At 69.1% G+C, this 26,818-nt stretch carries 31 protein-coding genes and 1 tRNA gene; 16 read left to right on the plus strand and 16 right to left on the minus strand.

Features of this window, described 5'->3' with window-relative positions; genetic code table 11:
* On the minus strand, positions 1-503 hold a 503-nt coding region (locus Q7P21_RS07290; RefSeq protein ID WP_304176445.1), incomplete at its 3' end, for an isocitrate lyase/phosphoenolpyruvate mutase family protein.
* A gap of 156 nt (positions 504-659) precedes the next feature.
* Positions 660-926, minus strand: a complete 267-nt coding sequence (locus Q7P21_RS07295) for a zinc-finger domain-containing protein (protein ID WP_304165158.1) — start codon at positions 924-926, stop codon at positions 660-662.
* Positions 927-1,039: 113 nt separating this feature from the next.
* Here Q7P21_RS07295 and Q7P21_RS07300 point away from each other — a divergent pair, with 113 nt between their 5' ends.
* Complete coding sequence (locus Q7P21_RS07300) at positions 1,040-1,999, plus strand: ABC transporter ATP-binding protein (RefSeq protein WP_304165160.1); 960 nt, start codon at positions 1,040-1,042, stop codon at positions 1,997-1,999.
* A gap of 49 nt (positions 2,000-2,048) precedes the next feature.
* Positions 2,049-2,125: transfer RNA gene (locus tag Q7P21_RS07305), tRNA-Arg, on the plus strand.
* Positions 2,126-2,177: 52 nt separating this feature from the next.
* On the opposite strand, the gene Q7P21_RS07310 is transcribed toward Q7P21_RS07305, so the two are convergent.
* Positions 2,178-2,450, minus strand: coding sequence for a hypothetical protein (locus tag Q7P21_RS07310; RefSeq protein ID WP_304165161.1), 273 nt, complete (start codon positions 2,448-2,450; stop codon positions 2,178-2,180).
* Positions 2,447-2,755, minus strand: coding sequence for a hypothetical protein (locus Q7P21_RS07315; protein WP_304165163.1), 309 nt, complete (start codon positions 2,753-2,755; stop codon positions 2,447-2,449). The genes Q7P21_RS07310 and Q7P21_RS07315 overlap by 4 nt, the downstream gene beginning before the upstream one ends.
* A gap of 419 nt (positions 2,756-3,174) precedes the next feature.
* Between Q7P21_RS07315 and Q7P21_RS07320 the strand changes: the two genes are divergently transcribed.
* Positions 3,175-4,842 carry a glycosyltransferase family 4 protein gene (locus Q7P21_RS07320; RefSeq protein WP_304176447.1) on the plus strand — a complete coding sequence of 556 codons (1,668 nt, stop codon included), beginning with the start codon at positions 3,175-3,177 and terminating at the stop codon, positions 4,840-4,842.
* A 17-nt stretch (positions 4,843-4,859) separates the two neighbouring features.
* Here Q7P21_RS07320 and Q7P21_RS07325 read toward each other — a convergent pair whose 3' ends face one another.
* The 6 genes from Q7P21_RS07325 to Q7P21_RS07350 form a co-directional block, all read right to left on the minus strand.
* Positions 4,860-5,636, minus strand: a complete 777-nt coding sequence (locus Q7P21_RS07325; protein WP_304165171.1) for a tyrosine-protein phosphatase — start codon at positions 5,634-5,636, stop codon at positions 4,860-4,862.
* Positions 5,637-5,731: 95 nt separating this feature from the next.
* Positions 5,732-6,643 carry a helix-turn-helix domain-containing protein gene (locus Q7P21_RS07330; protein WP_304165175.1) on the minus strand — a complete coding sequence of 304 codons (912 nt, stop codon included), beginning with the start codon at positions 6,641-6,643 and terminating at the stop codon, positions 5,732-5,734.
* A gap of 125 nt (positions 6,644-6,768) precedes the next feature.
* Entirely contained in the window at positions 6,769-6,873 is a 105-nt protein-coding gene (locus tag Q7P21_RS07335) for a hypothetical protein (protein ID WP_242565309.1), read from the minus strand.
* Between the two features lie 82 nt (positions 6,874-6,955).
* Entirely contained in the window at positions 6,956-7,597 is a 642-nt protein-coding gene (locus Q7P21_RS07340; protein ID WP_304176449.1) for a hypothetical protein, read from the minus strand.
* A gap of 46 nt (positions 7,598-7,643) precedes the next feature.
* Positions 7,644-8,462, minus strand: a complete 819-nt coding sequence (locus Q7P21_RS07345) for a heme-dependent oxidative N-demethylase subunit alpha family protein (RefSeq protein ID WP_304176451.1) — start codon at positions 8,460-8,462, stop codon at positions 7,644-7,646.
* The gene (locus Q7P21_RS07350) at positions 8,459-8,827 is read right to left on the minus strand and encodes a VanZ family protein (protein WP_304165185.1); all 369 of its coding nucleotides are present in this window, start codon (positions 8,825-8,827) and stop codon (positions 8,459-8,461) included. Before Q7P21_RS07350 ends, Q7P21_RS07345 begins: the two co-directional genes overlap by 4 nt.
* A 71-nt stretch (positions 8,828-8,898) precedes the next feature.
* Here Q7P21_RS07350 and Q7P21_RS07355 point away from each other — a divergent pair, with 71 nt between their 5' ends.
* Positions 8,899-9,552, plus strand: a complete 654-nt coding sequence (locus tag Q7P21_RS07355) for an HAD-IA family hydrolase (RefSeq protein WP_304165188.1) — start codon at positions 8,899-8,901, stop codon at positions 9,550-9,552.
* Positions 9,549-9,854, plus strand: a complete 306-nt coding sequence (locus Q7P21_RS07360) for a 4a-hydroxytetrahydrobiopterin dehydratase (protein WP_304176453.1) — start codon at positions 9,549-9,551, stop codon at positions 9,852-9,854. Before Q7P21_RS07355 ends, Q7P21_RS07360 begins: the two co-directional genes overlap by 4 nt.
* Before the next feature lie 4 nt (positions 9,855-9,858).
* On the opposite strand, the gene Q7P21_RS07365 is transcribed toward Q7P21_RS07360, so the two are convergent.
* Entirely contained in the window at positions 9,859-10,272 is a 414-nt protein-coding gene (locus tag Q7P21_RS07365; RefSeq protein WP_304176455.1) for a hypothetical protein, read from the minus strand.
* A gap of 97 nt (positions 10,273-10,369) precedes the next feature.
* Here Q7P21_RS07365 and pseB point away from each other — a divergent pair, with 97 nt between their 5' ends.
* Positions 10,370-11,422 carry a UDP-N-acetylglucosamine 4,6-dehydratase (inverting) gene (gene pseB / locus Q7P21_RS07370; protein WP_304165197.1) on the plus strand — a complete coding sequence of 351 codons (1,053 nt, stop codon included), beginning with the start codon at positions 10,370-10,372 and terminating at the stop codon, positions 11,420-11,422.
* A gap of 5 nt (positions 11,423-11,427) precedes the next feature.
* Positions 11,428-12,591: a UDP-4-amino-4,6-dideoxy-N-acetyl-beta-L-altrosamine transaminase gene (gene pseC / locus Q7P21_RS07375; protein ID WP_304176457.1), complete on the plus strand. Its 1,164-nt coding sequence runs from the start codon at positions 11,428-11,430 to the stop codon at positions 12,589-12,591.
* Positions 12,592-12,604: 13 nt separating this feature from the next.
* Here pseC and Q7P21_RS07380 read toward each other — a convergent pair whose 3' ends face one another.
* Positions 12,605-14,317 carry a hypothetical protein gene (locus Q7P21_RS07380; protein ID WP_304165202.1) on the minus strand — a complete coding sequence of 571 codons (1,713 nt, stop codon included), beginning with the start codon at positions 14,315-14,317 and terminating at the stop codon, positions 12,605-12,607.
* 255 nt (positions 14,318-14,572) lie between these two features.
* Here Q7P21_RS07380 and Q7P21_RS07385 point away from each other — a divergent pair, with 255 nt between their 5' ends.
* Genes Q7P21_RS07385 through Q7P21_RS07405 form a run of 5 tightly spaced genes read left to right on the plus strand, consistent with a single transcriptional unit; the run spans position 14,573 to position 18,034 of the window.
* Complete coding sequence (locus tag Q7P21_RS07385) at positions 14,573-15,283, plus strand: response regulator transcription factor (protein WP_304165205.1); 711 nt, start codon at positions 14,573-14,575, stop codon at positions 15,281-15,283.
* A complete protein-coding gene (locus tag Q7P21_RS07390) occupies positions 15,252-16,868 on the plus strand; it encodes a stimulus-sensing domain-containing protein (RefSeq protein WP_304165208.1) in 1,617 nt (538 codons plus the stop codon). Before Q7P21_RS07385 ends, Q7P21_RS07390 begins: the two co-directional genes overlap by 32 nt.
* Entirely contained in the window at positions 16,865-17,350 is a 486-nt protein-coding gene (locus tag Q7P21_RS07395; RefSeq protein ID WP_304165211.1) for an HPr kinase/phosphorylase, read from the plus strand. Before Q7P21_RS07390 ends, Q7P21_RS07395 begins: the two co-directional genes overlap by 4 nt.
* Positions 17,351-17,360: 10 nt before the next feature.
* Positions 17,361-17,765, plus strand: coding sequence for a PTS sugar transporter subunit IIA (locus tag Q7P21_RS07400; RefSeq protein ID WP_304165214.1), 405 nt, complete (start codon positions 17,361-17,363; stop codon positions 17,763-17,765).
* Entirely contained in the window at positions 17,762-18,034 is a 273-nt protein-coding gene (locus Q7P21_RS07405; protein WP_304165217.1) for an HPr family phosphocarrier protein, read from the plus strand. The genes Q7P21_RS07400 and Q7P21_RS07405 overlap by 4 nt, the downstream gene beginning before the upstream one ends.
* Before the next feature lie 177 nt (positions 18,035-18,211).
* Here the strand turns inward: Q7P21_RS07405 and Q7P21_RS07410 are convergent, their stop codons facing one another.
* The 3 genes from Q7P21_RS07410 to bioB form a co-directional block, all read right to left on the minus strand.
* The gene (locus Q7P21_RS07410) at positions 18,212-18,973 is read right to left on the minus strand and encodes an ABC transporter permease (protein ID WP_304165219.1); all 762 of its coding nucleotides are present in this window, start codon (positions 18,971-18,973) and stop codon (positions 18,212-18,214) included.
* Positions 18,970-19,896, minus strand: a complete 927-nt coding sequence (locus Q7P21_RS07415) for an ABC transporter ATP-binding protein (RefSeq protein WP_304176459.1) — start codon at positions 19,894-19,896, stop codon at positions 18,970-18,972. The genes Q7P21_RS07410 and Q7P21_RS07415 overlap by 4 nt, the downstream gene beginning before the upstream one ends.
* Positions 19,897-20,005: 109 nt before the next feature.
* Positions 20,006-20,995 (minus strand): biotin synthase BioB, encoded by a 990-nt coding sequence (gene bioB / locus Q7P21_RS07420; RefSeq protein ID WP_304165224.1) that lies wholly within the window; start codon positions 20,993-20,995, stop codon positions 20,006-20,008.
* 96 nt (positions 20,996-21,091) lie between these two features.
* Between bioB and Q7P21_RS07425 the strand changes: the two genes are divergently transcribed.
* The 4 genes from Q7P21_RS07425 to Q7P21_RS07440 all read left to right on the plus strand — a co-directional run bounded on the left by Q7P21_RS07425 (position 21,092) and on the right by Q7P21_RS07440 (position 26,259).
* Positions 21,092-22,618, plus strand: a complete 1,527-nt coding sequence (locus Q7P21_RS07425) for a CYTH and CHAD domain-containing protein (RefSeq protein WP_304165226.1) — start codon at positions 21,092-21,094, stop codon at positions 22,616-22,618.
* Positions 22,619-22,735: 117 nt separating this feature from the next.
* The gene (gene ahcY, locus Q7P21_RS07430) at positions 22,736-24,127 is read left to right on the plus strand and encodes an adenosylhomocysteinase (protein ID WP_304165229.1); all 1,392 of its coding nucleotides are present in this window, start codon (positions 22,736-22,738) and stop codon (positions 24,125-24,127) included.
* A gap of 148 nt (positions 24,128-24,275) precedes the next feature.
* On the plus strand, positions 24,276-25,121 hold the full coding sequence (locus Q7P21_RS07435; RefSeq protein WP_304165231.1) for a bifunctional hydroxymethylpyrimidine kinase/phosphomethylpyrimidine kinase: 846 nt from the start codon (positions 24,276-24,278) through the stop codon (positions 25,119-25,121).
* Positions 25,122-25,134: 13 nt separating this feature from the next.
* Positions 25,135-26,259: a serine hydrolase domain-containing protein gene (locus Q7P21_RS07440; RefSeq protein ID WP_304176462.1), complete on the plus strand. Its 1,125-nt coding sequence runs from the start codon at positions 25,135-25,137 to the stop codon at positions 26,257-26,259.
* Between the two features lie 3 nt (positions 26,260-26,262).
* Here Q7P21_RS07440 and Q7P21_RS07445 read toward each other — a convergent pair.
* On the minus strand, positions 26,263-26,818 hold a 556-nt coding region (locus Q7P21_RS07445; protein WP_304165237.1), incomplete at its 5' end, for an MBL fold metallo-hydrolase.

Below are 26,818 nucleotides of genomic sequence, written 5' to 3' on the forward strand. Positions count from 1 at the left end.
TAGAGCTGGCCCCGGCGGATCGCCTCGGCCTCAGCCTGGTCCGGTTCGACCAGCCGGGCCAGATAGACATCGGTGCGGGCGTTGATGAACAGGTCGACCCCGGCCTTCGCGGCCGCCTCGCGGGCGGTCTCGATCTTGCGGGCGTGAAGGTCGGGATCGCGCCGGCCGTCCTCCAGATTGATCCCCACGGCCCCGGCCCCGATCACGGCCCGAACAGTGTCGGCCACCTGGGCGAGATCGTCGCTATAGCCGCCCTCGATGTCGGCGGTCAGCGGGACCGGCAAGACCCGGGCGATCTCCGCGAGCGCGCTGATCAGGGTCGCAACCGGCAGGACATCGCCATCGGCATAGCCATGGGCCCAGGCGACGGCGGCCGAGGAGGTGGCGACGGCCTTGGCGCCGGCGTCGGCCATCAGGGCGGCGCTGGCCGCGTCCCAGGCATTGGGCAGCACCAGGATGTCCGGGCCCCGGTGCAGGGCGTGAAACGTGGCGGCGTGGGTCATGGGCGTCCTCCGATCTCTGGAAGACGATATAGGCGCCCGATCGGTGACATCCTCGCGGATATCGGACCCGGACAGCAGGATCGGACGGAAATCCTAGAGCCCTTTCGGTTCGGATGGACTCATCTGAACCAAGCAAAAAGACTCTAATTCAAATATTTAGTGCCCGTGCGAGCCTTCATAGACGCCGGGCGCGGTCAGCTCGTTCTCCAGACCCTCGTCGCCATGGGCCAGGACGAAGCGGCGGTCGCAATAGGGGCACTCGACGAAGCCGGCGGCCCCCATCTCCAGATAGACCCGAGGATGGCCGAGCGCGCCTCCGACCCCGTCGCAGGACATGCGATGGGAATGGACGGTGACGATCTCCGGCGCGGGACCAACGGGCTCGGCGGCGGCGACAGGGGCGGGCGGGGCTTTGCGGGCCATGGAATTCTCCGGCGGCGGACGCTTGGCGTATGACGTCCGCGCGCCTAGGTATGCGAGCACTGCTTTCGGCGTCAATCACGCCTTTGACCTAAAGATATTCCCAAAGATCCTTCATGACCCTTCCCGACTACGCGATCGAAGTCCAAGGCCTGATCAAGACCTACCCGGCCACCAAGACCACCGCCGAGATGCAGGCCCTGAAAGGCATCGACCTCAAGATTCCCCGGGGCTCGATCTTCGGCCTCCTGGGGCCGAACGGGGCCGGCAAGTCGACCATGATCAACATCCTGGCCGGTCTGACCAAGAAGACCTCAGGCAAGGTCAGGATCTGGGACCGCGACATCGATGAGCGCCCGCGCGACGCCCGCGCCGCCATCGGGGTGGTGCCGCAGGAGATCTCGGTCGACCCGTTCTTCACCCCGCGCGAGTCGCTGGAGGTGCAGGCCGGCATGTATGGCGTGCCCCCGGCGGAGCGCCGGACCATGGAGCTGCTCAACGCCCTGGGGCTCGGCGACAAGGCCAATGCCTATGTCCGGCAGTTGTCGGGGGGCATGAAGCGCCGGCTGATGGTCGCCAAGGCCATGACCCACAATCCGCCGGTGCTGATCCTCGACGAACCCACCGCCGGGGTCGATGTCGAGTTGCGCCGCCAGCTGTGGCGCTATGTGCTGGAGCTGAACCGCAAGGGCGTCACCATCGTGCTGACCACCCACTATCTGGAAGAGGCCCAGGAGCTCTGCGACCAGATCGCCATCATCAACCGGGGCCAGGTGGTGGCCTGCGAGCCGACCGCGACCCTGCTGGGGCGCCTCGACACCCGCGCGGTGGTGGTGACGCCGGAGAGCCCGCTCGAGGCGGCGCCCGAACTCGCGGGCTTCGAGACCAGGCTCAGGGCCGGCGGCGCCTTCCAGGTGACCTATCGCACCGGCCAGTCGAGTGTGGAACAGGTGCTGGCCGCCGTCCGCGCCGCGGGCCTGCACATCAAGGACATCGCCACCGAGGACCCGGATCTGGAGGACGTCTTCGTCTCCCTGACCACCCAGGCGCCGGCGGCGGAACCGGCGAAGGTCTGACCTTTCGCTTCCCCGATCTTTCCGCTAGAAGCCTCATCCGCTTCAGCATGCACCCGTAGCTCAGCTGGATAGAGCGTTGCCCTCCGAAGGCAAAGGTCACACGTTCGAATCGTGTCGGGTGCGCCAAGCGTGATGCTTCCAGTCCTGTCGACTTGACGCCGCCGCCGGTCTGAGCCGGTCAGCTGATCCAGCCCTGACCAACCGCGCGGACCGATGGCAGGGCGCGGAGCTTGCGGCCCAGATGGTCGGCGAGGGTCGTGGCCAGGCCGCGCGCCTCGATGCGCAGGTCCAGGCGGCTGTCGCGGTCGGTGAGGTCCAGCCCCGTGACCCGCGCGCCGAGCAGGGCGAAGGGGCCCAGCACCCGCAACAGGGCGTCGGGTCCGGCGTCCATCTCCACCAGGAACACATGGCGGCCGGCGCCGGCGTCGTCGTGATTGGCCGGCCAGCTCATTTGAGCCCCCAATGGTGTTCGACCCGGACGCCCTGGACGCCCAGGCCCTGGGCCAGGCGCGCGGCCAGGCGTTCGGCCTGGGGCTCGTCGAGATTGCCGAGCCGCACCACCGCCTCGACGATCTGGCCGACCGGCCGCAGGGTCAGGCCGAGCAACTCGGCGCCTGAGACCCACAGCCCGTCCTCGATGGCGCGCAGGGCGGCGCGGGCATGGCGGGCGGCGACCAGGAAGACATGGGTCGGCGAAGGGTCGGCGCCGACGGCGACCTGCACAGGTTCAGGGACTTGGGAAAGCTGGAGGGTCATGGGTCTGGGTCCTTGTGGTGTGAGAAGGGACCGGCCGACCGCGCAATAAAAAACCCCGCATCCTGGAGGAGCGGGGTTCCTGATCTCGCGATCTGGTCGGCTTGCGTCTATGACGCGCGCGTTCGCCCCGGTCCTTGCGGTTCGGTGGTAATCATCATGGTGGCGAACATGGGTTTGCACAGCATCGCGCCCCCGGCCTTTGGGGCCGTGGCGGGCAGGGCGGCGATGTCGAAGGCGCGAGCCATCGGGCCGGTCTCTCTCGTGTGCGCCGACCAGATAGCGCATTCCTGGGCGGATTCAAACCGCCGGCCTCGGCGATCCCCGGCGGCGGACTTGTTGTCAGCGTCCCTGATGGGCATGGTCGCGGCGATTCACCGGGTTCCGCGTGCGCCACGCCGCCCCCATCGCGAGAGGCTGACTTGGCCCGAGGCCTGACGATCTACAATCCCGCCGGCCAGGTCGGCCTGGGCGCCAATCCCTTCGGCCGCGACGTCGCCAATCTGCAGCTGTACCAGGCGCTGGCCCGCCATGGCGGCTTCGACCAGATCGATTTCCTGACCCTGAACCAGGTCCCGGCCGAGGCCCTGGCCCAGGGGCTGTTCCCGGGCGAGACCTCCCCCACGGCGATCGGCGCGGCCAGTGTGCTCGACCATGGGGCCCCGGCCCGGGCCGGGGCCCTGCTGCGCGGCTCGGCCGACCTGGCGGACCTGGCCTGGATGCGCCGTCGCGCCCTGGGCGACCGGGGCTACAGCCTGGTGGGGCTGATTCACACCCTGGCCCCGCCGGCCATTCGCGCCCAGATCATCGGCAATCTGCTCGCGCCCACCCAGGCCTGGGACGCCCTGATCTGCACCTCCCCGGCGGTGCGGGCGGCGACCGAGCAGATGTTCGAGGCCTGGGGCGACCACATGGCCGGGCGGTTCGGCGCGACCACACGCCCGGCCCCGCGCCTGCCCCTGATCCCGCTGGGGGTCGATGGCCCGGCCATGGCGGCGCTCGCCGACCGGCCCCAGGTCCGCCAGAGCCGCCGCGCCGAACTGGGGGTGGGCGAGGACGACATACTGGTCCTGTGGGTCGGGCGGCTGTCCTTCTTCGAGAAGGCCTTCCCCCAGCCGATGTTCCGCGCCCTGGAGGAGGCGGCCGGCCAATCCGGCAAGCGGCTGCACTTCGTGATGGCCGGTTGGTTCCCCAATGGCGATCTGGACCGCCGGCGCTATGTCGAGGCTGCGAGCGCCTATGCGCCCTCCATTTCCCTGAACCTGCTGGACGGCAATGACCGCGACCTGCTGGGCGAGCTATGGGCTTCCGCCGACATCTTCCTGTCCCTGGTCGACAACATCCAGGAGACGTTCGGCATCACCCCGATCGAGGCCATGGCCGCCGGCCTGCCGGTGGTGGCCTCGGACTGGGACGGCTATCGCTACACGGTCCGCGACGGCGTGGAGGGCTTCCTGATCCCGACCCTGGGCGGCCCGCCCGGCGTCTCCGGCGCCAATATGGCCGCCCGGCACTTGGCGCTGGTGGAATCCTATCAGGTCTATGTGGGGGCGGTGGCCCAGTACACCGCCGTCCACGTCGGCCGCGCCGCCGAGGCGATCGCCCGCCTGGCCGGTGATCCGCAGCTGCGGCGACAGATGGGCGCGGCGGGGCGGGCGCGGGTGGCCGCGTTCTGCGACTGGCCGGTGGTGGCCCGCCAGATCCGCGACCTGACCGACGAGCTGGCCGAGCTCCGCGCCGCCGCGCCGGGCCCGGCGCCGGCGCCGGCGCTGGACCCCTCGCGGGGGGATCCCTTCGCCGACTTCGCGGGGTTCGCCACCGACATCCTCGATCTCGACGCCCGCCTCAGCCTGCGGCCCGGCGTGGGCGCCGAGGATCTGGCCCGCACCCAGGCGGTGGAGCTGGACAAGGCGTTCGGCGGCTGGCGAGGCAATGCCGAGGAGCACGGTCGGATCCTGGAGCTGCTGGCCGACGGTGCGTCGCGACCGGTGCGCGAGCTGATCCTGGCCTTCCCGATCCCCCGGCGTCGCCAGATCCACATGAGCCTGGCCTGGATGGCCAAGCTCGGCCTGCTGGACTGGCTGGCCTGAGCCCCAGGGGATGAGCCTCAGACGATGAGTCGGGCTCGCAGTCGCGCGGCGGCGGCCTCGTCGACGCCCAATCCGGCCAGATAGGCCTCTGTGGAGCCGCTGCGCGCGGCGATGGCGGCGAAGGCCGCGTCCAGATAGGCGGCGTCGACGCCCAGGAAGGCGCGGACCGCCACGTCCGAGGGCCGCTTGCCGAGCAGCTTCTCCAGGTTCTCCGCCACGGTCGGGGCGCGCTCTTCCAGGCGAGCGGCCTGGTTGGTCAGGAGATAGTCGGCGCGGATGTCGTCGTTGTGGACCCCCAGCAGGTGGTGGGTCAGGGCGGCCAAGAGGCCGGTGCGATCCTTGCCCGCCGTGCAGTGGATCAGCACCGGGCCCTCAGCCTCGGCCAGGGCGGCGAAATAGCGGCGGAACAGCTCCAGGTGCCGCTCCTCGAACGGGGCGTTGGCGTAGTAGTCCATGAAGAAGGCGTTGGCGCTCACCGGGGTCAGGTCGGTTTCGCGCAGGAAGGCGATGTGCGGCGCCTCGGCCCGGTCGCCCAGGTCGCACTCGATCACCTGGCCGGTGAAGCCCGGCGGCCGGGGCGTGGGCTCATTGTCCCGTTCCAGGGGGCGGCGCAGATCGACCACGGCGGCCAGGCCCAGGGCGCCGATGGTCTCCAGGTCCTGCGGCGTCGCCTTGCCGTGATGGGCGGAGCGATAGAGCCGGCCAGGGGCCACCCGACCGCCGGCGCGGGTGGAATAGTCCCCATAGTCCCGGAAGTTCTCGACTCCCGTCAGGGGCAGAATCCGCGCGCTCATGCCGTCTCGTCCTTGGTCTCAACTCAGTCTGCCACGGTCCTGTGACAGCTGAAGGACGACTTGTCAGGGGTGACGCGGGGTCAGGGCGGGCCCGATCAGATGGGGGCGAGGGCGCGGGGCGTCAGCACCCCCACCTGGGCCATCTGGCGCAGCAGCCAGCCGACATGGGCGGCGCTTTGGGCGGTGGCCTGTCGGAAATCGGCGCGCATCAGGACGTCATTGGGCGTGACCAGCCCCTCTCGGCGCGCCACGCAATAGCCGTCCCGCTCCAGCTGGCGGACATGGCGGCGAACCGTCTCCGCGGGAATGCCCAGCTCCCGCGATAGCGCCATGGCCGAGATCGGCCGGCGCTCGGTGTCGGGCGGCGGGGTGTCGAGCTCGGCATAGAGATCGCCGGGGGCGTCGGTGATGTGGCGGACATTGGCGGCGGTGATCGCCATGAAGATCAGGCCGGAGAGGAGTTCGCCCCCGAACAAGGCTTTCATTCCGTCCACGGCGCACAGGATGTACTCGGCGCTGAACCGGCCCAACTGGCGCAGGCGGGCCTGGCCTGGGGCCAGGGCGTAGTCCCGTGTCGCCCCGATGTCGTGCTCGGCGAGGGCGGCGTAGAAGCCGCGCAGGTCGGCGGCGTGACGCACCAGGGCGTCGACATTGCCCGGGCGCAAGAACACCCGGCGCGGCACGATCACCCCGCCCGGGGCCAGGGCGCAGTAGCGGTCCTCGACCATCTGGCGGATCTTCCGCCGCGCGGTTTCCTTGGGCAGGCCCAGCAGGCTGGCGATGGCGCCGGCCGAGACCGGGCGGCGCAGATGGTCCGGCGGCGGGGTGTCGACGTCCGACCAGCTCTTGGCCAGGCCGGGGTCATGATCGATGTGGCCGACATTGGACTGGGTCACCGCCAGGAAGATCATCCCCTTGACGATGTCGCCGTCGAAGCCCGCGCGCAGCTGGTCCAGCACGCGCAGCAGATATTCGTTGGTCAGCCGGGAGACCAGTCGTGGCTTCATTCCGCCAATCCGTGAAAACCCGATCCCGGCATGGCCGCAGAGGTGCGACGGAACGCCATTCTTAACAAGCGGGACACGCCGTCACGGTCCCCATATCGGGTAGTATTCCTGTCCCCCGCCCAGGCTCAGTAGACCAGCTTCATGCCGGCGACGGCGGCCGCCGCGGTCAGGAACAGAACGATGGCGACGATCTCGTAGCGCTTGAACAGTGGTCCGTTGGGCGAACGCATGTCTGGTGTTTCCCCTCAAGCGTCCCGAAGCGGGACCGTGAGGTCTGAGCCCGGCAAGGGCCGGGCCAATGGTGAAGAGAAATTAAGGACGTGCGGCCGACTTGCCCGGCCAGGTCAGGAAGCCGTTGCGGTCGCGTCCGGCGGCGGGCTGGGGGCCGCAGCCGCAGTCGGCGCCGGCCGCGTGGCCATAGCCGTAGCCGCCGCCCTGCATCGCGTAGCCGCTGCTTTGATAGCCGCCGCCTTGAGCGGCGTAGCCATGCTCTTCGCTCTGGGTGTAGCGGGCGCTCTCGCTGTAGCGGGTCTCGGTGTCGACCCGGGCATAGGCGTGGCGTTCGGGCACATCGACCTGGCCGTCATAGGGCGGGGCCGGGCGCGGGCCGCCGGCGAATTGCTCGACCCGGGCATAGACGTAGCGGCGGACCTGGGTGATGGCCTGGGCCTGCTGCCGATGGGCGACGACGCGGTGATAGACCCGCCGGGTGGCGGTCCGCTCGACGGTGACATAGGGCCCGGCCGGATAGGGCTCGATCACGGCGGTCGCGGTGGCCGGGGCCGGCGCCTCCGGGCTCATGGTCGGGCAGGCCGGCGCCGCCTGGGGCGCTGCGGGCGCGGGATGGCAGGCGGGCGCGGCGGGCGGCGCCTGCAGTCCGGCCAGCCTGGTCACGGAATCGCAGGCCCCGAGGGCCAGCAGGGCGGCGGTAAGCGGTATGAGGCTGAGGCGCATGGGCTCCTCCGGCGGCTCCGGGACGAGGGAGGCCGGACGATGCGGATCAGGTTCCGTTAACGCTGTGGGTTTCACCGTGAGCGCGAAGAAACCCCTCGACCAGGGGCGCGTAGAGCGAAAAACCCTTATAGGCCTTGAAATCCGCCGGGGCCTCGCGCCAGGCCCGGGCGAAGGCCGCCAGGCGCTCGGGGTCCTTGGTCAGGCTGTCGAGCGGGTCGAGCCACACCCGGATGGTGAACAGGGCGCCGCCCGTGCGGGGCAGGCGGCGCAGGGTCTGGCGCTCCACTCGGATGAACAGGTCGCGGCCGGCGGTCTCAGTCCTGAGGTCAGGAATCTGCGCCCGCACCGGGGCCGAATGGGGGGTGAAGCTCTCGCCGGAATTGACGATGGTCCAGTTGCGCCGCTCCAGGATCAGCTCGGGGCGCAGGCCATCGAAGATCCGTCGCACCCGGACCAGGAACCGCTCGGCGAAGCCGTGGACCGGGCCATGCAACTCGGCCAGGCTCTTTCCCAGCACCTCGGCCGCCGTGAAGAAGGTCGGGGCCGACAGGCTGAGCGCCGTGACCCGCCAGTCGCCGTCGGTCTTTTCCATCAGGATCAGGTCGTCGGCCACGGTCCGCGCGGCGGCCAGCAGCGGCGGCTGGTCATCGGCCGCAGCGACGCCCAGCAGGTCGGCGATCTCCGCCTGGCCGGCCCGCGAATCCGCCGTCTCTCCCCAGACCAGATCGCGGTGGGCGGCCAGCAGGGCGTCCTTGCGGGCGGTCGGATCGGCCTCGCCGCCCTCCAGCCAGTGCTCCGGCGCGATCGGCTTCAGGCCGATGGAGAAATCGTGGCCCTCGGCCCAGGGGGCGTGACGCAGGCTCATCCCCGGGTCCGGCGCGCCGACAGGTGAAGGCCGAGGCGATAGAGCCCATAGGCGCAGGCCACGCCCACGCTGTCGGCGACCACGTCGCGCCAATCCGCGTCCCGGCCCACACCCATGGTCCCCTGCAACACCTCGACCATCACGCCCAGGACCAGGGCGAAGACGACGATGGCGCGCGGCCGGCGCGGCGACAGGGCCAGGCCCAGGGCGGTGAGCACGAACCAGGCCAGGGCGTGTTCGGCCTTGTCCCAAAGGGTGACCTTGGGCAGCTCGTCCGTGGGGGCGAGCGTCAGCCACAGCAGGACGCCGACGGCGGCCGCATAGAGGCTCAGGCGCAGGCGGCGGGGAAGGTTGGTGAGCAACATGCGTCGAGTTCTCTTGCACGACATGGCCCCGCTAACTAGCGTCGCGCCGCATTTTCAAGGCTGGAGCGACCATGGCGATCGAAGCGGTGATCTGGGATTTTGGCGGGGTGTTCACCACCTCGCCCTTCGAGGCCTTCAATCGCTATGAGGCGGAGAAGGGCCTGCCCAAGGATCTGATCCGCCGGGTGAACGCCACCGATCCGGACACCAACGCCTGGGCCCTGTTCGAGCGCAACGAGATCAACACCGCCCGCTTCGACGAGCTGTTCCTGGCGGAATCTGCGGCGCTCGGCCATCCGGTGCCGGGCCGCGAGGTGCTGCCGCTGCTGTCGGGCATGCTGCGCCCGGCCATGGTCGAGGCCCTGAAGGCCTGCAAGGCCAGGTTCAAGGTCGGCTGCATCACCAATAACGTGGTCTCAGAGCACAGCCCGGGCCAGGACGCCGGCCAGCGCATGGCCGGGGCCATGGGCCAGGTGATGCCGCTGTTCGACGCGATCATCGAAAGCTCCAAGGCCGGCGTGCGCAAGCCCGATCCCAAGATCTATCTGATGATGTGCGAGCTGCTGGCGGTCGACCCGGCCCATTGCGTCTATCTCGACGACCTGGGCGTCAACTGCAAGCCGGCCGCCCAACTGGGCATGAAGGCCATCAAGGTGGTCGATGTGGACCAGACCCTGGCCGAACTCGCCGCGCTCACCGGCCTGACCTTCGGGACTGCGGCGTGAGCCGTCCGGCCCGGATCGGCGCGGAGGCGGCGCTCGCCCAGCTGCCGGGCTGGAGCCGGGCCGAGGGGGCGCGGGAGGCGATCTTCCGGCGCTACAAATTCGCCGACTTCAACACCGCCTTCGGCTTCATGACCCGCGCCGCGATCCGGGCCGAACAGCTCGACCACCATCCCGAATGGTTCAATGTCTACAACCGGGTCGAGGTGACCTTGACCACCCATGACGCCAACGGGGTGACCGAGCTGGACCTGGCGCTCGCCCGCTTCATGGACGCCGCCGCCCAGGCCGCCGGCGCGCAATAGGGCCTCAGTTCAGGAGCACGGAGCCCAGCAGCAGCTTGGCGCCGGCCGCGCCCAGGGTCAGGTCCGTCTGGCGCTGCAGCTCCCGCGACAGATAGTCGATGCTGGGGGGCGGGCCCTGCGGCATGCCGGCGGCGTAGATCTGCACCGTCTGGATATAGGCGGCCCGTAGTCTGGGCAGCAGCAGCTGGGTCTTGTCGTGCAGCGCCTTGTCGGGGATGTCGAGGCCGCAGTCGACGGTCATCACCCCGCGCCGCCCGCCCGGCTTGACCACCGTCGCGGTCAGGGTGGCGATGGCGATATAGGAGGTGCCGCCCGACTTCTTGTCGCCCTCAGAGCCGTCCTTGGGCTTTCCGGCCCAGGCGGCGGCCGGTGCGAGGGCGGCGAAGAGCGCGAGGCTGAGGAGACGACGACGATCCATACGCGACAGAGCGCCACATCATGGTTAGCGGTCTCTTTACGCGGCCGCCCTGAGAGTGCGGCGAAGATTCGCATTCCGCGCCGAAAGAGGGCCGCCCGTGCACCGGTTCGCCGACAATTCCCCTGATCTCGACGGCAAGGTGATCCTGGTCACCGGTGGCACCGGCTCGTTCGGCAAGCGCTTCGTGGAGACCGTGCTGAACCGGTTCCGGCCGCGCAAGCTGATCGTGTTCTCGCGCGACGAGCTGAAGCAGCACGAGATGCAGATCGACCTGGCCGAGAAATTCGACGCCCAGACCATGTCGGCCATGCGCTTCTTCCTGGGCGATGTCCGCGACCGCGAGCGCCTGACCCTGGCCTTTCGGGGCGTCGACATCGTCGTCCACGCCGCCGCCCTGAAGCAGGTGCCGGCGGCGGAGTACAATCCGTCCGAGTGCATCCACACCAATATCATGGGCGCGGAGAACGTGGTCTGGGCCTGTCTGGCCAACCGCGTGAAGCAGGTGGTGGCGCTGTCGACCGACAAGGCCTGCAATCCGGCCAATCTCTATGGGGCGACCAAGCTCGCTTCGGACAAGACCTTCGTGGCGGCCAACAACCTGTCCGGCGACATCGGCGCGCGGTTCTCGGTGGTGCGCTATGGCAATGTGGTGGGCTCGCGGGGCTCCGTCGCCCCCCTGTTCCAAAGGCTGTTGGCCAAGGGCGTCACCGAGCTGCCGATCACCGACGCGCGCATGACCCGGTTCTGGATCACCCTGAACCAGGGAGTCGATTTCGTGCTCTCCTCCTTCAGCCTGATGCGTGGCGGCGAGATCTTCGTGCCCAAGATCCCCTCGATGAAGATGACCGAGTTGGCGGAGGCCATGGCGCCCGGCCTGCCGATCAAGGTCATCGGCATCCGTCCCGGCGAAAAGCTGCACGAGATGATGATCTCGGTGGACGACGCCCGCACCACGGTGGACCTCGGCGACCGTTACGCCATCGAGCCGGCCTTCGTGGAATATCCCCGGGAGTCCTATTCGAAGACCAGGCCGCTGGTTCCGGACGGTTTCGCCTATGCCAGCGACACCAATGAGGAGTGGCTGAGCGGCGAGGGCTTGCTGGAGCTGCTTAATGATCCTGCGCCGCCGCGCCGGCGCCTGACGGACTGAGCCGCATGACCGACGCCGTCCTGCCCTATGGCCGCCAGACGATCGAGGAGGACGATATCGCCGCGGTGGCCGAAGCCCTGCGCGCCGACTTCCTGACCACAGGCCCCCTTGTCGAGGCCTTCGAGACCGCCTTCGCCGAACAGGTGGGCGCGGCCCACGCCGTGGCCTGCGCCAATGGCACGGCCGCCCTGCACCTCGCCATGCTGGCCCTGGACGTCGCGCCGGGCGAGGTCTGTATCGCGCCCGCCATCACCTTCCTCGCCACCGCCAACTGCGCCCGCTATGTCGGCGCCGAAGTGGTGTTCGCCGACGTCGACCCCGACACCGGCCTGATGACCCCCGACACCCTGGCCCAGGCTCTGGAGAAGGTCGGGGACCGCCGTCTTCGCGCGGTGCTGCCGGTGCATCTGCGCGGCGACGTGGCCGAACTGCCGGCCCTGGCGCGACTGGCGGGGGAGGCCGGGGCGGTGCTGGTCGAGGACGCGCCCCACGCCCTGGGCTCCACAGCCACCTTCGGGAACACCGTTGAGCGGGTGGGCGACGTCCGCCATTCCGCCATGGCCACCTTCTCGTTCCATCCGGTCAAGACCATCGCCACCGGCGAGGGCGGCATGGTCACCACCCATGACCCTGTTCTGGCCCACAGGCTCAGGACCCTGCGCAGCCACGGCATGGTCCGGCCGGAGGGCTGCGAGCCCTGGTGGTACGAGATGCCGGAGCCCGGCTTCAACTATCGCCTGCCGGACATTCTCTGCGCGCTCGGCCTGTCGCAGCTGGGCAAGCTCGACCGCTTCGCCGCGCGGCGGAAGGCGCTGGCCGCCCGCTATCAGGCGGCGCTCGCGCCCCTGGCGCCCGCCCTGAAGATCGCCGCCACACCGGCCTGGAGCGATCCGGTCCTGCACCTGATGGTCGCCCTGATCGACTTTCCGGGCCTGGGCCTGACCCGGCTCAAGGTGGTGGAAGCCTTGAAGGCGCGGGGGGTCGGGACCCAGGTCCACTACATCCCGGTCAATCGCCAGCCCTATTATGTCGCCCGCTATGGCGAACAACGGCTGGCCGGCGCCGACGCCTGGTACGATCGCTGCCTGTCCCTGCCGCTCTATCCGGGCATGGCCGAGGCGGATGTGGACCGGGTGGTCGCGGCCCTCAAGGACGTGCTGGGGCTGTAGCTCCCGGGGTCGGTCACGCCGCCTTGGTGATCTGTTCCATCAGCTGGCGCACCTGGCCCATGCGTTCGGGCGCGCGGGCGAGGTCGTTGCGGGTCTCGTCGAGGCGGATCAGCTTCAGCGCCTCGGCGCGGGCGCGATCGGCGGCGGGACCGATCGGCGAGATTTCCCCGGCCGCCATGCGCAGCAGCACCAGCAGCCGCAGGGCCGGGGCCGACTGGCCGCGGGCGAGGGTGGTGACCACCTTGGCGTCGGCTTCCACCTGGCCGCCGACATCGCCGATCTTGGCCTGCAGCGGGCCATAGTCCTCGGGCACCAGGCCGCCGCGCGCGACGCCGCGCTGCAGCTGGGCCAGGGCTTCCAGCTTCACGCCCGGCGCATCGGGGCCGTTGCGCAGCTCCTTCTCGAAGCGCATGCCGCCGATCGACGAGGCCAGGTAACGCCCCGCCTGGCGCTTGTTGACCGCGCCGATCACGTTCTCGGCCAGCCACATCAGGGCCTCGACCTCCTCCTTGGCCGAACGATCGCGGCCGATGTAGGATTCCACGAAGTCCGGGGTCAGCAGGGTCTTGGAGCGGGTGACGAACGCCGCCTGGACCTCGTCCAGCGGCACCAGACTGCCGGCGGCGGCGGTCAGCGCCATGGCCAGCGCCCGCAGGGTCTCGATCTCGCCGGTCGGATCATTGGGCCGCAGGCGACGGGGACCGGTCAGCTCGCGCAGCACGCGCCGCGCGATGGCGACGCGCACGGCCTGGAAATCCTCGGTGGCCAGCCACTTGGCCAGGCGCTGGGTGGCCGGGGTCTCCGGCGGCATGATCTTGGCGACCGAAGGCTCGATCTTCATCAGGGCGCCGACCGGGCCGGCGGCGGCCAGGCGCGCCATGGCCGCCAGCCGCACCCCGAGGTCGAGCTCCTTGCCGATCAGCTCGTCGAGGCCGGCGCGGGAGCCGAGGATCTCGGCCATCGGCTGCTCGATGACGCCCAGCGCCAGGCCGCGTGGCGGCCCGACGATGGGCGCGGCGTCGGCCAGGTCGAGCAGGCGGACCACCTTGTCCGACCAGGTGCGGGCCGGCGCGATGGAGGCGGCGACCCCGGCCCCCAGCAGATAGGCGCGCTCGGGCTCGCGGGAGACGCGCTCGGCGGCCTTGGCGAAGCCTTCCTTGTCGACGTCGGGCAGATTGCCCTTCTTGGCGTCCTTCAGGATGCGCTCGATGGCGCGCTCCACCAGGCCCTGGAAGGTTCGCATCAGCTCGTGGACGGTCTTGCCGCGCGCCTGGGCCTCGGGAATGGCGATCTTCTGGATGGCGTGCTGCAGGTCGGTGCCGGAGCCTTCCAGCTCCTCGACCAGGTCGGGGCGGTGCAGCAGCTCGAAGGGGGTGGCGTTGCGGCGGTCCAGCCAGTGTTCCAGGAGCCGGCCGATACGGTCGCGGGCGTGGACGGTGTAGAGGTCCTGGGGTGTGAAGCAGAGCGGCTCATTGTCCTCGCGGACCGCCTTGGCCTTGACCGGCTCGGCGGCGCCGAGCGTCAGGATCGAGATCGACTGGAACTCGCGCGTCTCGGCGTTCAGCGATTCCTTGCAGACCTTCACGGCGGCGACCTTGCCGGCGCTCATCATCTCCTCGGCCGTCTTCGTGGCCAGGGCGCGGTTCTCCGTCGCCATGTCCAGAACCCAGGCGGCGCCTGGCGTCCGACGGATGAACAGCTCGTAGTGTACCTGTGCGCCGGACATACCGGTCTCCCGCCCTCGTCGAGCAAGGTTCCACGAACAAACTTAAGGTCTGATTTAACGCTGCGACCGCATGACACACTGAATGGACGCCCGGGCCGCCGCGCGTCACACTGCGGATTCGACAACTCTTCGCATCGCTGACGCATTTCACTTTGAAAGTGACGCCTCCCAGCCGCCCCATTGAGGCCATGGTGACGTCCGATTAGCTTGCGAACACCTCAAGTCTGCATCGCCCGAAGGACCCGACACCCAGACATGGCCAAGATCACCCTGGTGGACGACGACGAAAACATCGTCACGTCGGTCAGCCTCGCCCTCGAAAGTCACGGCCACGCGGTCAAAGCCTATTTTGACGGGGCGACCGGATTGGCCGCGCTGGAAAACGACCCGCCGGACCTCGCCATCCTCGACGTGAAGATGCCGCGCATGGACGGCATGGAAGTCCTGCGCCGTCTGCGCCGCACCTCCGACCTGCCGGTGATCATCCTCACCTCCAAGGACGAGGAAATCGACGAGATCCTGGGCTTCAACCTCGGCGCCGACGACTACATGCACAAGCCGTTCAGCCAGCGCCTGCTGCTGGAACGGGTGAAGGCGGTGCTGCGTCGGGCCGGCGCGGATGGCGAGGAGCTGGTTCCCACCGCCGCCGCTGATGCGGCCGCCCGGGCCCTGAAGCGCGGCAAGCTGACCCTCGATCCCGCCCGCCACGACTGCCTGTGGGACGGCAAGCCGGTGAAGCTCACCGTCACCGAGTTCCTGCTGCTGCAGTCGCTGGCCCAGCGTCCCGGCTTCGTGAAGAGCCGCGACAACCTGATGGACGCGGCCTACGACGATCAGGTCTATGTCGATGACCGCACCATCGACAGCCACATCAAGCGCATGCGGAAGAAGTTCCGCGAGGTGGACCCTGAGTTCGACGCGATCGAAACCCTTTATGGCGTCGGATACAGATACCGCGAAGCCTGACCCCGGCGCGGGGCCCGCCTGGCGAAGGTGGCTGCCCAGTTCGCGCATCGGTAGGCTGATCATCGTGCTCAACATGCTGGGCCTGGCGATCCTGATCGTCGGGGCCCTGGTGTTGAACGAGCTGCGGCGCGGCCTGGTCAATGCGCGGATCGACAGCCTGACCACCCAGGGCGAGCTGATCGCCACCATCATCGACCAGGCGGCGACGGTGGGCGAACCCGCGCCGGCGCTCGATCCCGGCTACGCCAGCCAGATCCTGCAACTGCTCTCCAACCCGCGCACCCAGCGGGCCCGGCTGTTTGACGCCCATGGCAAGCTGATCGCCGATTCCTACTGGGTCGCCGACCGGGTGGAATGGAAGGTTCTGCCTCCCGCCAAGCCCCGCGACCAGGGCGCCGCCGGCGTCACCATGCAGTTCCAGACGCCCAAGCCGCCGCCTGGCCCGCCGCCGGGCGCCAAACAGGCCCTGGCCCATGAGGTGGCCGAGGCCATGGGCGGCCGCCACTGGGCCGGCATGCGGGTCGGCGATGACGGCGAGCGGGTGGTCTCGGTCTCGATCCCCATCCAGCACGTCCAGGCGGTGCTGGGGGTGCTGACCTTGGAGGCGAGCGATGTCGATGAGATCGTCGCCCGCCAGCGCGCCGCCCTTCTGCCCTTCATCCTGCTGTCCATCGGGGTGACGCTCGCCTCCTCCCTGCTGCTCAACAACCTGATCGCCAATCCGATCCGCCGCCTGGCGCGGGCCGCCGACCGGGTCAGGCTGTCGCGGGCCCGGGCCATCACCCTGCCCGACATCGCCGGTCGCCAGGACGAGCTCGGCGACCTGACCCGCTCGCTGGAGGCCATGACCAGCGCCCTGTCGGAGCGGATGGACGCCATCGAGCGCTTCGCCGCCGACGTGGCCCACGAGATCAAGAACCCGCTGACCTCGATGCGCTCGGCCGTCGAGACCCTGGACCTGATCACCGATCCGGCGGCTCGAGAGCGGCTGCTGGGCATCCTCAAGCAGGATGTGCAGCGCCTCGACCGGCTGGTCACCGACATCTCCAACGCCTCACGCCTGGACGCCGAGCTGTCGCGGGAGGACCCCCGCGCCTTCGATCTGGGCCGGCTGCTGACCGAAATCACCCAGGCCTATGACAATCAGGCCAAGCCCGGCGAACCCGCGATCCACTATTCGATCCGCTATTCGGCCCCTGACCTGCTTGAGCCGATCCTGGTCTCCGGCCGCGAGGGGCCGATCGCCCAGGTGTTCCGCAACCTGATCGACAACGCCCGCTCCTTCAGCCTGGCCGGCGGCGAGGTCCGGGTGCGGTTGGAGCGACAGAAGGGCGAGGCCGTGGCGGTGGTCGAGGATGATGGCCCGGGCGTGCCGCCGGACAATCTGGAGACCGTGTTCGAGCGCTTCTACACGTCGCGACCCAAGGGCGCGGCCTTCGGCGGCAATTCGGGCCTGGGCCTGTCCATCGCCCGCCAGATCGTCGCCGCCCATGGCGGAACGATCCGGGCGGAGAATCGCCTGGACGCCCAAGGCGCGGTGCTCGGCGCCCGGTTCGTGGTGACCCTGCCCGAGGCGAGGCGATGATCCTGCACGCCGGGCTGATCGCCGCCTTCGGTCCTGGTGGCTGGCGCGGCGTCCTGATCGAGGGTCCGTCCGGCGCCGGCAAGAGCGACCTGGCCCTGCGCGCCCTGGGCCATGGATTTCGGCTGGTGGCCGACGATCGCGTGCTGATCTGGCAGAGCGGCGGCGCGCTCTATGGTCGCGCGCCTGACGCCCTGGCCGGCAGGCTTGAGGTGCGGGGTCTGGACGTGGTGACCGAACCGGCCATTCCCTATTGCCGCATTGGGCTGTGCGTCGGCCTGGGCGCCCCGGAGCGGATCCCGGAACCCGCCTGGAAAGCTTATTTAGGGTTGAGCCTGCCCCTGATCATTCTCTCGCCGCTTGAGTCTTCTGCGCCTGCGAAGCTCGCTCGTGCATTGCAGCATCTTGGAGGCCGCGCGGAAGGAGCGTATCAAGACGGCCGCGCGGCTGTCGACCCGCCGCGGCCGGGTGGGGATTCCCGTTGAGAAAGTTCAAATGATCGGCCTCGTGATCGTCACGCACGGGCGGCTGGCCGAGGAGTTCGTCTTCGCCATGGAGCACGTGGTTGGCCCGCAAACCGCCGTGGCCGCCATCTGTATTGGCCCGGAAGACGACATGGAGCGGCGCCGCAAGGACATATTGTCGGCCTGCGAGCGGGTGGATTCGGGCGGCGGGGTGATTCTGCTGACCGATATGTTCGGCGGTACGCCTTCCAACCTGGCCATCTCCGTGATGGAGCAGACCAAGGCCGAGGTGATCGCCGGCCTGAACCTGCCCATGCTGATCAAGCTGGCCAGCGTGCGCACCAAACTGCCGCTGGAAGATTGCGTCGCTCATGCGCAGGAGGCTGGACGCAAGTATATTTCCGTGGCGTCCTACGTCCTCGCGGGGGAAAAGTGACGGCGCGCCAGAACGTCGAAATCATCAACAAGCGCGGTCTGCACGCTCGGGCCTCGGCCAAGTTCGTCAAGCTGGCCTCGACCTTTGACGCCGAAGTCAGGGTTTCGAAGGACGGCCAGACGGTCGATGCCCGCTCGATCATGGGCCTGATGATGCTTGCCGCCGGCCCAGGCTGCTGCATCGACATCGAGGCCGAAGGCGCTGAAGCCGCCCCCGCCGTCGAAGCCCTCACCGCCCTGGTCAGCGCCCGCTTCGACGAGGAAGAGTAATCCTTCTCCCTCGCCCCGTTCACGGGGAGAGGGTTGGGGTGAGGGGCCCGCCGCGAAGCGGAGGGTCTTTCGACCGTCGCTCGCGCGCCACCGCCAGATCGTCCCCCTCACCTTACCTCTCCCCGCAAGCGGGGCGAGGACGCGCCCTTCGGCGCGTCGGCAAGGCAGGGGACAAGATCACACCTTCAGCCTGTAGCCCGTCTTGAAGATCCAGGTGATGCCGGCCAGGCAGACGACCATGAAGACCACGGTCATGGCCAGGCTGACGCCGACGCCGACGTCGGAGACGCCGTAGAAGCTCCAGCGGAAGCCGGAGACCAGATAGACCACCGGATTGAACAGGGTGATGTGGCGCCACACCGGCGGCAGCATGCTGATCGAATAGAAGCTTCCCCCTAAGAAGGTGAGCGGCGTGACGATCATCATCGGCACGATCTGCATCTTCTCCCAGCCGTCGGCCCACACCCCGATGATGAAGCCGAACAGCGAGAAGGTGACTGAGGTCAGGACCAGGAAGCTGACCATCCACAGGGGATGGACGATGGAGAACGGCACGAACAACCGCGCCGTGGCCAGGATGATGACCCCGAGGATCACCGACTTGGTGGCCGCAGCGCCCACATAGCCGATGACAATCTCCAGCGGCGACACCGGCGCCGACAGCACCTCGTAGATCGTCCCCGACCATTTGGGCATGTAGATGCCGAAACTGGCGTTGGAGATGCTCTCGGTCAGGATCGACAGCATGATCAGGCCCGGCACGATGAAGGCGCCGTAGCTGACCCCGTCGACCTGGGCCATGCGCGAGCCGATCGCCGAGCCGAACACCACGAAATAGAGCGAGGTCGAGATCACCGGTGAGGCGATCGATTGCAGGATGGTGCGCCAGGTGCGCTCCAGCTCGAAGCGATAGATGGACTGGATGGCGTAGAGGTTCATGTCCGGGTGCTCACCAGGCTGACGAAGATCTCCTCGAGCGAGCTTTCGGAGGTGCGCAGGTCCTTGAAGTCGATGCCCTTGTCGCCCAGCCGGCGCAGCAGGGCGGCGATGCCGGTCTCCTGGGCCTGGACGTCGAAGGTGTAGGTCAACTCGGTTCCGTCGGCCGAGAGCTCCAGCGTGTCATCGGCCAGATCGGCGGGCAGGGCCGCGAGCGGCGTCTGCAGGTGCAGGGTCAGCTGCTTCTTGCCCAGCTTGCGCATGAGCACGTCCTTGTCCTCGACCAGGATGATTTCGCCCTGGGTGATCACCCCGATCCGGTCGGCCATCTCCTCGGCCTCCTCGATATAGTGGGTGGTCAGGATGATGGTGACGCCGTTGTCGCGAAGCGCGCGGACCATCTGCCACATGTCGCGGCGCAGCTCGACATCGACCCCGGCGGTGGGCTCGTCCAGGAACAGGATGCGCGGCTCGTGGCTGAGCGCCTTGGCGATCATCACCCGGCGCTTCATGCCGCCGGACAGCGCCATGATCTTCTCGTCCTTCTTGTCCCAGAGGGACAGGTCGCGCAGCACCTTCTCCAGATAGGCGGGGTTCGGCGGCTTGCCGAACAGGCCGCGGCTGAAGCGGATGGTGGCCCAGACCGTCTCGAAGGCGTCGGTGGCCAGCTCCTGTGGCACCAGGCCGATGGCGTCCCGGGCGGCGCGGTAGTCTTTGACGATGTCGTGGCCGTCGGCCAGCACCGTGCCCGTCGACGCATTGACGATGCCGCAGATGATGCTGATCAGCGTCGTCTTGCCCGCCCCGTTCGGGCCGAGCAGGGCGAAGATCTCGCCCTTGCGGATGTCCAGGTCCACGGTCTTGAGGGCCTGGAACCCCCCGGCATAGGTCTTGGTGAGACCCTTCACGGATATGATCGGCGTCACACGGGCTCCCGGGGCGTTAGGCGTCCCCGCCAAATAGGGCGGGGCGCCGGCTCAAGCTAGCCCACAGGACGAATTGGCGCCCGTCACGCCGACATCGCCCGCAAATCCGTCAGGCCATGGTCATGGGCCGCAGACCCAGGTCCGCCATCAGGGCCGCATCGGTGTCCTTGTCCGGATTGGCGGTGGTCAACAGCTTGCCGCCGACGAACATGGAATTGGCCCCGGCCAGGAAGCATAGCGCCTGGAGCTCGCGGCTCATGTGCTCGCGTCCGGCCGACAGCCGCACCACCGCCTTGGGGCAGACGATGCGGGCGACCGCGATCATGCGCACGAACTCCAGCCCGTCGACGGCGTCCGAATCGCCCAGAGGCGTGCCGGGGATCGGCATCAGGTCATTGATCGGCAGGCTGTCGGGATGGGCGGGCAGGGTGGCGAGCGCCTGCAGCAGGCCGGCCCGGTCGCGGCGGGTCTCGCCCATGCCGACAATGCCGCCACAGCAGGTCGAGACGCCGGCGTCGCGAACGGCGGCCAGGGTGTCGAGCCGGTCCTGATAGGTCCGGGTGGTGACCACCTTGTCGTAATAGTCCGGGCCGGTGTCGAGGTTGTGGTTGTAATAGTCGAGGCCGGCGGCCTTCAGGGCCCGGGCCTGGTCTGGGGTCAGCATGCCCAGGGTGGCGCAGGTCTCCAGCCCCAGCGCCTTGACGCCGGAGATCATGGCGGCGACCCGGGGCAGGTCGCGATCCTTCAGGTCGCGCCAGGCGGCGCCCATGCAGAAGCGCTGCGCCCCGCCGGCCTTGGCCTCGGCGGCGGCGGCGATCACGGCCTCGGCCTCCATCAGTTTCGATGCGACGGTGGAGGTCTTGAAGTGCTGGGACTGGCTGCAATAGCCGCAGTTCTCCGGACAGCCGCCGGTCTTCACCGACAACAGCTGCGACAGCTGCACTTCGGTGGGGTCGAACCAGGCGCGGTGGACTTCAGCGGCCTGGAACACCAGTTCGGTGAACGGCAGATCGAACAGGGCCTCGATCTCCTCAAGGGTCCAGTCATGGCGCGGTTGAACCTGCGGACGGATCGGGGCGTTCGAGATCGGGGCGTTCATGGAGGACTCCTCACTTTGGGGCGAGCTCGCTTACACCGCCCGCGCTGCGGCAGGCAAACTGGCCCTTGATGTGGGTCATGCGTTCTCGCGCCCGCGATGCTAGGAAGAGTTGCGACACCCAAGCCACGGGAGGCTCGTCTGGCGACCGAAGATCAAGAGATCGAGCTGAAGTTCCTGTGCGAGCCCCGCGACCTGGAGGCGCTGCTGGCCGCAGCGCCGGCCGGGGACACCGAGGCCCGCGCGCTCAGAGCCATCTATTTCGACACCCCGGACGGCCGCCTGCGCCGCGACCACGTCTCGCTGCGGGTCCGCGAGAGCGGCGGCAAGCGGGTGCAGACCCTGAAGCGCGGCGAGGGGTTCGGCCGCGAAGAATATGAGCAGAAGGTCGCCGGCGACGCCCTCGACCTCTCCATGCCCGCCCTGCGCAAGGCCCTGTCGGCGCCCCGCCGCAAGGCGCTGGCCCCGGCCTTCAGCGTCGCCGTCGATCGCCGCCAGCGCATGGTCGCCTACGGGGAGGCGATGATCGAGATCGCTGCAGATCTCGGGGTGATCACCGCCGGCGACCGCCGCCGGGCGATCTGCGAGCTCGAACTTGAACTCAAGGCCGGTTCGCCCTCGGAGCTGTTCGCCCTGGCCCGCCAGCTGGCTCGCACCGCCCCGCTCTATCTGTCCTATGAGGGCAAGGCCGCCCAGGGACAGATGCTGGGCGACGGCGCCGAACTCACCCCCCGGGTCCAGCCCCGGATGCGGCTCACCGCCGGCCTCAGCGCCGCCGCCGCCTTCCAGGCCATCGCCCGCACGACGCTCGGCCTGATCGCCGCCAACGCCGCCCTGGTGCGCGAAACCTCCGACGAGGCCGCCCTGCACCAGCTGCGGGTGGCCGTGCGCCGCCTGCGCAGCGCCATCTCCACCTGCGCCGCCCTGGTCGGCGACGGCGAGGCGCCGAAGATCCGCGAAGAGCTGAAGTGGCTGGCCGGAACCTGTGGCGAGGCGCGCGATCTGGATGTCTTCGCCCGCGAGCTTGCAGGGCTGAAGGGCAAGGCCGCTGCTGACGCGGCCCTGATCGTCGAGGCGGTCGCCAAGGCCCGGGCCAAGGCCTATGCCAAGGCTGGCGCAGCGCTGGCCTCCGGCCGGTTCCGCGAACTGGTCCTGTCCGCCGCCGCCTGGGTCGAGACCGGGACCTGGCTGACCGATCCGGACAGGAAGGCCCGGCGTCGCCGCGACATGGGCGCCCGGGCTTTCGCCCGCGCCGCCCTGCGCGAACGCTGGAAGGCCTGGCGGCGCCTGGCGCGGGACTTCGACGGCCTGGACGCCGAGGGCCGCCACAAACTGCGGATCAAGGCCAAGAACCTGCGCTACGCGGCCGAGGCCTTCTCCCCCCTGTTCCCGGCCCGCGCCGCCGCCAGGATGGTCGGGCGGGTCAAGCGGCTGCAGGACGATCTCGGCGCGCTCAACGACGCCGCCGTGGCCGCGCGGCTGGTGAAGACCCTGCATCTCGATGTCGCCGGACGCGAGGCGGCGGAGCGGCTGGCGGCGCGTAAGGCGCAGGACGCCGAGACCGGCCTGAAGCGGGCCGCCAAGGCCCTGGCCCGGCTGTCGGAAGCCGACCGCTTCTGGCGCTAGGCCCGGCCCGGCGCGGTTTGTTCTGACATATAAAGAACTCTTTATATGTTTGTTGCGAGCCTGTGCGACGGCCGCTATAGAGCGAAAAAGCCCCGATCCCGCCCGCAAGGACCCCCCATGACCGACTACGTCGTCAAAGACATCTCCCTGGCCGACTTCGGCCGCAAGGAGATCGCCATCGCCGAGACCGAAATGCCCGGCCTGATGGCCGTCCGCGCCGAGTTCGGCCCGAGCCAGCCCCTGAAGGGCGCGCGCATCGCCGGCTCCCTGCACATGACCATCCAGACCGCCGTGCTGATCCAGACCCTGGAAGCCCTGGGCGCGGATGTCCGCTGGGCCTCGTGCAACATCTTCTCGACCCAGGACCATGCCGCCGCGGCCATCGCCGCCGCCGGCACCCCGGTGTTCGCCATCAAGGGCGAGAACCTGGTGGAGTATTGGGACTACGCCCACCGCATCTTCGAATGGGCGGATGGCGGCTATCCGAACCTGATCCTCGACGACGGCGGCGACGCCACCCTGCTCTGCGTGCTGGGCCCCAAGGCCGAGAAGGACGCCTCGGTCCTCGACAATCCGCAGAACGAGGAAGAGGAAGCCCTGTTCTCGGTGATGAAGCGCTATCTGAAGGAGAAGCCCGGCTTCTATTCAGCGATCCGCGACGCCATCAAGGGCGTGTCGGAAGAGACCACCACGGGCGTCCACCGCCTCTACCAGATGCACGAGCGGGGCGAACTGCCCTTCGCCGCCATCAACGTCAATGACAGCGTCACCAAGTCCAAGTTCGACAACCTCTATGGCTGCCGTGAAAGCCTGGTCGACGCCATCCGTCGCGGCACCGACGTCATGCTGTCGGGCAAGGTCGCCGTGGTGCTGGGCTATGGCGACGTGGGCAAGGGCTCGGCCCAGTCCCTGCGCAATGGCGGCGCCCGCGTCGTGGTCACCGAGATCGACCCGATCTGCGCCCTGCAGGCGGCCATGGAGGGCTTCGAGGTCCAGACCATGGACGACGTCGCCGACCGGGCGGACATCTTCGTCACCGCCACCGGCAACAAGGACGTCCTGACCGTCGACCACATGCGGCGGATGAAGAACAACGCCATCGTCGCCAATATCGGCCACTTCGATTCCGAGATTCAGGTCGCCGGCCTGCGGAACTTCAAGTGGGACAAGATCAAGGACCAGGTCCACCACGTCGAATTCCCGGACGGCAAGAAGATCATCCTCCTGTCCGAGGGCCGCCTGGTGAACCTGGGCAACGCCACCGGCCACCCCTCCTTCGTGATGAGCGCCTCCTTCACCAACCAGACGCTCGCCCAGATCGAGCTGTGGACCAATGGCGGCGCCTACGACATCGGCGTCTACACCTTGCCTAAACACTTGGATGAGAAGGTGGCCATGCTTCACCTTGAAAAGCTGGGGGCCAAGCTCACCCAGCTCAGCAAGGACCAGGCAGAGTACATCGGTGTGCCGCAGGCAGGTCCGTTCAAGCCTGGCCACTACCGGTACTAGGCCCGCGACCCCTCGGGGACCTGAGCGGAGCTGTTCCAGCCCGGCTCGCGCTCAGGTCACCCGTTTTGTCCCGCCCCTCCGGACACGTTTTCGCCAGAACCCACACTGGGGATGACGGCCGCAGCGACGTCCGCTAAGCAACCGGTCCATGCCGCTCGCGCTCATTCTCTCCAGTCATGTCGCCGCCAGCCGTGTGGGCGGCAGCGCCCAGGCCCTGGCGCTCGCGCCGTTCCGCATCGACTGCATGGTGGCGCCCACCGTGCTCTATGGCCGCCATCCCGGCTGGGGCGCGCCCGGCGGCGCCGCCGTGCCGGTCGAGGCGCTGGAAGGCATGCTTGACGGCATCCAGGCCAATGGCCTGTTCGGCCAGACCGACCTGGTGCTGACCGGCTATTTCGCCTCCGCCGCCCAGGTCCGCGCCGCAGCCCGCGCCATCGACGCCGTGCGCGGCGCGCCGCGCGATCGTGAAGCCCGCAAGCCGATCATCATCGTCGATCCGACCATCGGTGACGCCGGCAAGGGGCTCTATGTCCCCGCCGACGTGGCCGAGGCGGTGATCAGCGACCTGGTGCCCCGCGCCGATATCGTCGCCCCCAACACCTGGGAGCTCCAGCGCATGACCGGCGCCGAGGCCCGCGACCCGACCCAGGCCCTGCACGCGGCGCGCCTGCTGGGCAAGCCGGTGCTGGTCTCCTCGGTCCAGCGCGGCGCCGAGATCGGCGTGGTCTATGCCGACAAGAAGGAGGCCTGGCTGGCCGCCCACCCCCGCGCCGATTCCGCGCCCAAGGGCACCGGCGACCTGCTCACCGCCCTCTATGGCGCGGCCCTGATTGACGGCCTGACCATTTCCTATGCCCTGGCCCGGGCGGTCAGCGGCGTGGCCGAGACCATCATGGCCGCCCAGACCTTCGGCTCGCCGGAACTGCCGATCGTCGGCATGGCCCAGCGGCTCAAGGTGACCTCGCCTACCGTGCGCATGGAACGCCTGGCCTAGAGAGGCGCCTCGGATGACCGAGATTTTCGGCCTCTGTCCCGATCGGTTCGCCGCCGTCCGCGCAGCCTTCGCCGCCAATTTCGCGGCCGGGGCCGAACTGGGCGCCCGCTTCTGCCTGGTCGAGGCGGGCGAGGTGGTGGTGGATCTCTGGGCCGGTTTCGCCGATCGCGCCCGCAGCCAGGCTTTTGACCAACACACCCTGACCCCGGTGTTCTCCACCACCAAGGCGGTGGCGGCCCTGATGATCGCCCGGCTGGCCGACGCCGGGAAGCTCGACTACGGACAGGCCGTGGCCGAAATCTGGCCGGACTTCGCCCAGGCGGGCAAGGCCCAGGTCACCATCGAGCAGGTGATGAGCCACCAGGCGGGCCTGTCGGGCTTTCCCGATCCGATGGACCCGGCCCTGTGGTTCGACTGGGAGGCCATCTGCGCCCGACTGGCGGCCATGCCCCCGCTCTGGCCGCCAGGCACGGCGTCGGGCTACCACCCCATCACCTTCGGCTATCTGGCTGGCGAGATCTTCCGCCGGGTGGACGGCCGCACCCTGGGGACGGCCCTGCGCGAGGACCTTGCCGGACCTCTGGAGCTTGATCTCTGGATCGGCCTGCCGGACCAGGAGCATGGCCGCGTCGCCGAGTTGCAGCGTCCGACCGCCCTGCCGAAATTCGGCCAGCACAACCCCGCCACCACGGCCGCGTTCCTGACCCCCTGGGCCTCGCCCGCTGGCCGGGGCCAGGCGGAGTGGCGTCGCATTGAGATCCCTTCCGCCAATGGTCACGCCACGGCGCCGGCCCTGGCCCGGCTGATGGGGGCGCTGGCCAACCAGGGCTGGCTGGACGGCGAGATGGTGCTGTCGCCGCCGCTGATCGCCGAGGCCTCCCGCGAGCGCATCCGAGGCCAGGACCTGGTCCTGCCCTTCGAGATGAGCTGGGGCGCCGGTTTCATGCGCAACGCCCCGGTCAAGGTCTGGGGGCCGGGCGAGGCGACCTTTGGCCATTCGGGCTGGGGCGGCTCCTGCTGCTTCGCCGATCCGGAGCGCCGGCTGGCCGGCGCCTATGTGATGAACAAGCAGTCCACCGACCTGATCGGTGACGCCCGGCCGCGCCGCCTGATCGAGGCGGCCTATGCGTCGCTATAGGGCTCAGCCCTTGCCCTGGATCACCGCCTCGCCGCGCGCTTCCTTATAGGCGTTGGACACCAGGTCGCCGGAAAACACCGCGCTGAACAGGAAGCCCAGCCAGGGATCGTCGCCGGCGAAGTCATGGCGCAGGGGCTTCAGGTCGATGCGCCTGCGCACCTCGTCCAGCGGTACGTCGGCCCTGGCCAGGGGCCCAACCTGGGCGCGGACGTTGTCGAGGGCGGCGATCAGCTTGTCGACATAGGCCCGGTCGGTCTCCATCGGTCCGTGGCCCGGAACCAGATAGGCGAAGTCGAGCGCCTCCAGTTTCTTCAGGGTGGCGATCCATTCGCCGGGATAGGTGTGAGCGGCATAGGGGATCGGGGCCACGACCAGATCGCCGCTCGCGACGACCCGCTGCTTCGGCGCCCAGACCACGGCGTCGCCGTCGGTGTTGCCGCGGCCGAGGAACAGCACCTCCACCGGGGCGGCGCGATCGGGGATCGAGAAGTGGTCGGTGAAGGTCCGGTCGGCGGGATAGACGCGCATGTCCGCATAGCCGGCGACCATGCCGGGGCCG

This window comes from Phenylobacterium aquaticum (assembly GCF_947378715.1).
Taxonomy (GTDB): Bacteria; Pseudomonadota; Alphaproteobacteria; order Caulobacterales; family Caulobacteraceae; genus Phenylobacterium; species Phenylobacterium aquaticum_A.

Coding starts and splice junctions, on each gene's coding strand:
- Q7P21_RS07295 (WP_304165158.1), bottom strand. CDS start 926: ATGGCCCGCAAAGCCCCGCCCGCCCCTGTCGCCGCCGCCGAGCCCGTT.
- Q7P21_RS07300 (WP_304165160.1), top strand. CDS start 1,040: ATGACCCTTCCCGACTACGCGATCGAAGTCCAAGGCCTGATCAAGACC.
- Q7P21_RS07310 (WP_304165161.1), bottom strand. CDS start 2,450: ATGAGCTGGCCGGCCAATCACGACGACGCCGGCGCCGGCCGCCATGTG.
- Q7P21_RS07315 (WP_304165163.1), bottom strand. CDS start 2,755: ATGACCCTCCAGCTTTCCCAAGTCCCTGAACCTGTGCAGGTCGCCGTC.
- Q7P21_RS07325 (WP_304165171.1), bottom strand. CDS start 5,636: ATGAGCGCGCGGATTCTGCCCCTGACGGGAGTCGAGAACTTCCGGGAC.
- Q7P21_RS07330 (WP_304165175.1), bottom strand. CDS start 6,643: ATGAAGCCACGACTGGTCTCCCGGCTGACCAACGAATATCTGCTGCGC.
- Q7P21_RS07335 (WP_242565309.1), bottom strand. CDS start 6,873: ATGCGTTCGCCCAACGGACCACTGTTCAAGCGCTACGAGATCGTCGCC.
- Q7P21_RS07340 (WP_304176449.1), bottom strand. CDS start 7,597: ATGCGCCTCAGCCTCATACCGCTTACCGCCGCCCTGCTGGCCCTCGGG.
- Q7P21_RS07345 (WP_304176451.1), bottom strand. CDS start 8,462: ATGAGCCTGCGTCACGCCCCCTGGGCCGAGGGCCACGATTTCTCCATC.
- Q7P21_RS07350 (WP_304165185.1), bottom strand. CDS start 8,827: ATGTTGCTCACCAACCTTCCCCGCCGCCTGCGCCTGAGCCTCTATGCG.
- Q7P21_RS07355 (WP_304165188.1), top strand. CDS start 8,899: ATGGCGATCGAAGCGGTGATCTGGGATTTTGGCGGGGTGTTCACCACC.
- Q7P21_RS07365 (WP_304176455.1), bottom strand. CDS start 10,272: ATGGATCGTCGTCGTCTCCTCAGCCTCGCGCTCTTCGCCGCCCTCGCA.
- pseC (WP_304176457.1), top strand. CDS start 11,428: ATGACCGACGCCGTCCTGCCCTATGGCCGCCAGACGATCGAGGAGGAC.
- Q7P21_RS07380 (WP_304165202.1), bottom strand. CDS start 14,317: ATGTCCGGCGCACAGGTACACTACGAGCTGTTCATCCGTCGGACGCCA.
- Q7P21_RS07385 (WP_304165205.1), top strand. CDS start 14,573: ATGGCCAAGATCACCCTGGTGGACGACGACGAAAACATCGTCACGTCG.
- Q7P21_RS07390 (WP_304165208.1), top strand. CDS start 15,252: ATGGCGTCGGATACAGATACCGCGAAGCCTGACCCCGGCGCGGGGCCC.
- Q7P21_RS07395 (WP_304165211.1), top strand. CDS start 16,865: ATGATCCTGCACGCCGGGCTGATCGCCGCCTTCGGTCCTGGTGGCTGG.
- Q7P21_RS07400 (WP_304165214.1), top strand. CDS start 17,361: ATGATCGGCCTCGTGATCGTCACGCACGGGCGGCTGGCCGAGGAGTTC.
- Q7P21_RS07410 (WP_304165219.1), bottom strand. CDS start 18,973: ATGAACCTCTACGCCATCCAGTCCATCTATCGCTTCGAGCTGGAGCGC.
- bioB (WP_304165224.1), bottom strand. CDS start 20,995: ATGAACGCCCCGATCTCGAACGCCCCGATCCGTCCGCAGGTTCAACCG.
- Q7P21_RS07425 (WP_304165226.1), top strand. CDS start 21,092: ATGCTAGGAAGAGTTGCGACACCCAAGCCACGGGAGGCTCGTCTGGCG.
- ahcY (WP_304165229.1), top strand. CDS start 22,736: ATGACCGACTACGTCGTCAAAGACATCTCCCTGGCCGACTTCGGCCGC.
- Q7P21_RS07435 (WP_304165231.1), top strand. CDS start 24,276: ATGCCGCTCGCGCTCATTCTCTCCAGTCATGTCGCCGCCAGCCGTGTG.
- Q7P21_RS07440 (WP_304176462.1), top strand. CDS start 25,135: ATGACCGAGATTTTCGGCCTCTGTCCCGATCGGTTCGCCGCCGTCCGC.